The following is a 4,633-nucleotide window of genomic DNA, read 5'->3' as shown; positions in this document are numbered from 1 at the left end:
AAATTATGAAATTTTTGAAAACGGCGGCAACATCCATAATTGCCCTTGGGCTATTATCCGGGGTGGCTGCAGCACAAAACACCAAATTAACATTCCAGACGCATTATGGACCTGAAACCTTATCGGGTAAGCTAATCGCGGATTATGTTGATGATGTTCAAACAATGTCTGGCGGGGAAATTGAAATAGAAGTCTATTATTCTTCATCAGTTGTTAAATCAGTTGAAACATTTGATGCTGCTGCCAGCGGTATTATTGATTGTGATATGACCGGTGGTCTATATCAGGTCGGCAAAAATTCTGCATTCCAGTTTGCCTCGGATATAACAGGCGCATATTCAACCCCATATCAGCAGCTTTCCTGGTTGTATTATGGGGGTGGCCTTGAGAAAACACAGCCACTTTATAACAAATACGGGATGCAGTTAATTGGCTGGTTCATTTATGGTCAGGAGTCTTTGGTATCAACCCGACCAATCGGCACGGTTGACGACCTGCAAGGGTTTAAGTTCAGAGCGCCTCCAGGCATGATCACGAAAATCTTTGATAAATTGGGCGCGTCTCCAATTGTGATGGATTTCACCGAGATTTTTACAGCCCTCGAAACCGGTATCATTGACGGGGCCGATGCTTCAGGCTTTGCTAACAATGTCGGACTTGGTCTGTATGACCTAGGGAAACACTCAAACTATCCTGGTTTCCATTCAATGCCATCTGACCATTTAGCATGTAACAAAGAAGTTTGGGATAATATGCCAGAAAAGCATCAGCGTATCATGCTGGTAGCTATTGAAAAACTCGCGCTTAGAAATTCTCTGGCGTTTGAAGTAAGAAATGCTGAAGCGGTGGCTGTTGCACCTGATAATGGCGTGACTATCTATTCCTGGTCGGAAGAAGAGCTTGCAAAGTTTAGAGCCGCTGCAACAGAGGCATGGGTTGAATTTGCGGATACACCAGAAGCAAAAGACCTTGTTGAGTCTCATAAGCAGTTCATGAAAAAGCTTGGCATAATTAAATAACAATCTCACGCCTCCCCGTGAGAGATGCGCACATGAAATGTGTGCGCATCACTTAGGTTACAAAGTGAATGAAGAGGGAAATGGTGTTGGAGAATAAATTCAATAATGTTCTTGAATGGGTGGTTCCTTTTGCGTTTATTTTTTGCGCTGGCTGGATCACCTGGCATTTGCCGGCGTTCATTCTTACCTGTTTTCCGCCTGCAGATGTTTCAGATTATGATAAGCTAAGTGCGCTATTCCAACGTATTGACCTTACCCCTAATTTTTATCAGCTATTTGGCGGTTTTGCAGATTTCCTGGATTGGGGATGTCTTATCCTACTGCCAATTTTGGGATATATCGGTGTAAAGACTGTGCGTCGCGCGTCAATGGAATTTGAAGATTGGACGTCAGCAGACCGCCTGGCCGTATTTGTAGGACGTTTGACCATGATGCTGATTGTCTTGCTTTGTTTTGTAATGCTCTACGAAGTTCTGCTCAGATATGTTTTTGAGGCGCCCACTCTTTGGGCAAATGAATTATCCCTGTGGCTTGCAAGTATTATCTTTCTTTGCGCTGGTCTCTATACCATGCAGCAAAGAAGCCATATCCGTATTCTGATTATTTATCAGATACTACCTAAAAGCCTGCAGCGTCTTTGTGATGTTTTGTCTACTTTGGTGATCGTTACATTTGCCTTTTTTCTCTGTTACGGCGGTTACAGAGAGGCGTTTGATAAATTTTACCGTTGGGAAACATTTGGCACCGCCTTTGACCCGCCAATTCCTGCAACAGTGAAACCGCTGGTTCTTTTCATCACCGTTCTGGTTGCCGCACAGGCCCTGCTCAACCTGATTTCAGACTGGAACAAACAGACAGTAGTTCATTCAGCAGCTGATGATATTGGTGAGGATGATATTGCTCGCCTGAAGGCATCTATTGGTGAAGATGAAGCCTCAATTCAGAGTTCATCACGCCGTGGTACCACTCAAAATCAACTCTCAGGGAAAAATTGATGGATATTGGAACAATTTCAATAATTTTATTATTAGGCCTTATGTTGCTTCTTGCCGCAGGCGTACCGCTCGGTTTTGCATCGGCAGTTCTGGCCGTTTTAGTGCTTGTGATGAAATTTGAGCCACAGCTTTTGCTGAACCCTCTGGCTTTTGGTGATGGCATATTAACCGGTAGGCCAGGATCTGGTCCATTAAACATATTGGCACAGAAAATATATGGGTTGCTGACAGACTATGTTCTAATTTCCATTCCACTGTTTATTTTTATGGCGGCCTTGCTGGAACGATCCGGCATTGCCAAGGACATGTATAGCTCATTAAATATTTGGCTTAATCGAACCCGTGGCGGGATCGCGATTGTCACGTCAATCATGGCGGTGATAATGGCCGCAATGTCGGGTATCATTGGCGGCGAAGTTGTGCTTTTGGGTCTGATAGCGCTGCCCCAGATGTTACGGCTGGGCTATAATCAAAATCTGGCGGTTGGAACAATTTGTGCCTCCGGTTCTCTTGGCACCATGATCCCCCCTTCCATTGTCCTTATCATTTATGGATTAATTACCGAAACATCTATCAAGGCGTTATTTACCGCATCCTTTTTGCCAGGCTTCATGCTGGCCTCCTTTATAATTACGTATATTATCATCAGAACTCAGCTGAAGCCCGAAGATGCACCTTTACCCGAGCCAATTGCCGGTGAGCCACAAGGCGTTGAAAAATTCAAACTTTTTTCAGCCTTTGTTGCGATCCTAACTGCAGGGTTTTCCACTATATTATTCTTGCGTGCGCTGTTTTTTGAACTTTCTGGCCAGAATGCAGCGAATACGGCTGATCCCTTTGCGTTTGGAACCGCTGACTGGCTTCCATGGTTTGGCGGTGTTACCATCGCGTCGCTGGTGATCATGTTTGTCGTTTTGGGGCGCGAGCGCGTTATCAAAGGCTGGTCGATGGGCAAGGGGCTGGTTCCGCCTGTTGTTGTAATCGGGGTTGTCATGGGCTCCATCTATGGCGGGATTACCGGTATTACAGAAGCTGCCGCCATGGGGGCTTTTGCAGTTTTATTCATGGCTATCATTCGCGGCGAGGCGTCTGCCAATCTGGTTTGGGAAAGTTTAATGCGCACCCTAAAGTCTACCGGGACGATAATATGGGTGACTATCGGTGCTGCTGCGCTCGCAGGGGCCTATACGATTGCTGGCGGCCCAGCCTATGTAGCCGACTTCATAGTCGCATCAGAATTGCCAACAATGGGCGTTTTACTTGCCATGATGTTGATCCTGTTATTTATGGGCGCCTTTATGGATTGGGTCGGCATAGTGCTTCTGATAATTCCGGTATTCTTGCCAATTGTACAGAAACTGCCCATTGAAGAAATCGGCATATTTGGTCAGCTTGAGCCACGATATGTACCGATTTGGTTTGGGGTCGTTTTTTGCATGAATATGCAGGTAAGCTTTTTAAGCCCTCCTTTTGGTCCGGCAGCCTTTTACCTGAAATCAGTTGCTCCACCGCATATTAGCCTTACAGATATTTTTAGAGGATTTCTTCCCTTTATTGGTATCCAGCTATGTGCGCTAGCCGTCCTGTTAATTTGGCCACCAATAGTAACGCTATTGTTAAATTGATACGTTACTGAGGATTGGGACTTTTTGGGGAAGGCAACGTTAAGATCGGAATAGAATGGCGGTTGGACCTGATTGGCCTGGGTTGGTGCTTTGGATACCCGAAGCGACATTCGGAAACTAGTGAAAATACCATGGACGATAATACCTCAAATCTAACTATGAATTGTTCAAATTCTAAACTTGTTGAACTAATTCGTGCCGTTGAAAAACATGAAAAATTGGGAACAAAATGGAAAATCGAAAATGACTAAAGACAATAGAAATCATAGAAAGGTCATCATTTCTTGCGCAGTTACAGGCGCGATACATACGCCGTCCATGTCACCACATTTGCCCATTACGCCCGAAGAGATAATTACAGATAGTCTCGCTGCGGCCGAAGCTGGCGCAGCTATTCTACATCTCCATGCTCGTAACCCAGAAGATGGTCGTCCAGATCAAACACCAGAAGGATTTTCCCCATTTCTCTCTCGGATTAAGCAAAGTTCTGACGCTGTAATAAATATTACCACGGGAGGGAGCCCGTATATGACTGTCGCAGAGCGCGTTGCTCCAGCAGCAAATCACAAGCCCGAACTCGCCTCTCTGAATATGGGATCTATGAACTTCGGCCTCTATCCGATGCTGAACAGATACAAAACATTCAAATTCGATTGGGAGCGCGAACACTTGGAAGGGTCCAAAGATCTTGTGTTTCGTAACTCCTTCAAGGATATCGAATATGTGCTGGAAACTTGCTACGGCAACGGTACCAGGTTTGAGTTCGAGTGTTATGATATCTCGCACTTGTATAACCTTGCTCATTTTGCTGATCGCGGTTTGGTAAAAGCTCCTTTCTTCGTGCAATCTGTTTTTGGACTTCTCGGCGGGATTGGCGCACACCATGAAGACATTATGCACATGAAGAGGACAGCCGACCGATTATTTGGAGATGATTTCCGCTGGTCTGTTTTGGGTGCTGGTGCCAATCAATTCCGAGTTGCAGCACAAGCCG

Annotated in this window: 4 protein-coding genes; all 4 read left to right on the top strand. The window is 45.3% G+C overall.

The genetic code is table 11. From position 1 onward, the window contains the following. A partial coding sequence (locus tag ACPXV9_RS15740; protein ID WP_423899025.1) for a TRAP transporter substrate-binding protein occupies window positions 1–1,019 on the top strand: 1,019 nt, incomplete at its 5' end. A 68-nt stretch (window positions 1,020–1,087) separates the two neighbouring features. Then, window positions 1,088–2,014 carry a TRAP transporter small permease subunit gene (locus ACPXV9_RS15735; RefSeq protein WP_423899024.1) on the top strand — a complete coding sequence of 309 codons (927 nt, stop codon included), beginning with the start codon at window positions 1,088–1,090 and terminating at the stop codon, window positions 2,012–2,014. Next, the gene (locus ACPXV9_RS15730; protein WP_423899022.1) at window positions 2,014–3,639 is read left to right on the top strand and encodes a TRAP transporter large permease; all 1,626 of its coding nucleotides are present in this window, start codon (window positions 2,014–2,016) and stop codon (window positions 3,637–3,639) included. Before ACPXV9_RS15735 ends, ACPXV9_RS15730 begins: the two co-directional genes overlap by 1 nt. Window positions 3,640–3,882: 243 nt before the next feature. Further along, on the top strand, window positions 3,883–4,633 hold a 751-nt coding region (locus ACPXV9_RS15725), incomplete at its 3' end, for a 3-keto-5-aminohexanoate cleavage protein (protein ID WP_423899021.1).

This window comes from Candidatus Pelagadaptatus aseana, from assembly GCF_040362265.1.
GTDB lineage: Bacteria > Pseudomonadota > Gammaproteobacteria > Pseudomonadales > Cellvibrionaceae > Pelagadaptatus > Pelagadaptatus aseana.
The sequence above is the reverse complement of the archived record's forward strand: the minus strand, read 5'-3'. Positions and strand labels throughout refer to the sequence as shown.

Excerpts from the sequence above, each read along its gene's own strand:
- ACPXV9_RS15730 (WP_423899022.1), top strand. The coding sequence starts at position 2,014 with ATGGATATTGGAACAATTTCAATAATTTTATTATTAGGCCTTATGTTG.
- ACPXV9_RS15735 (WP_423899024.1), top strand. The coding sequence starts at position 1,088 with ATGAAGAGGGAAATGGTGTTGGAGAATAAATTCAATAATGTTCTTGAA.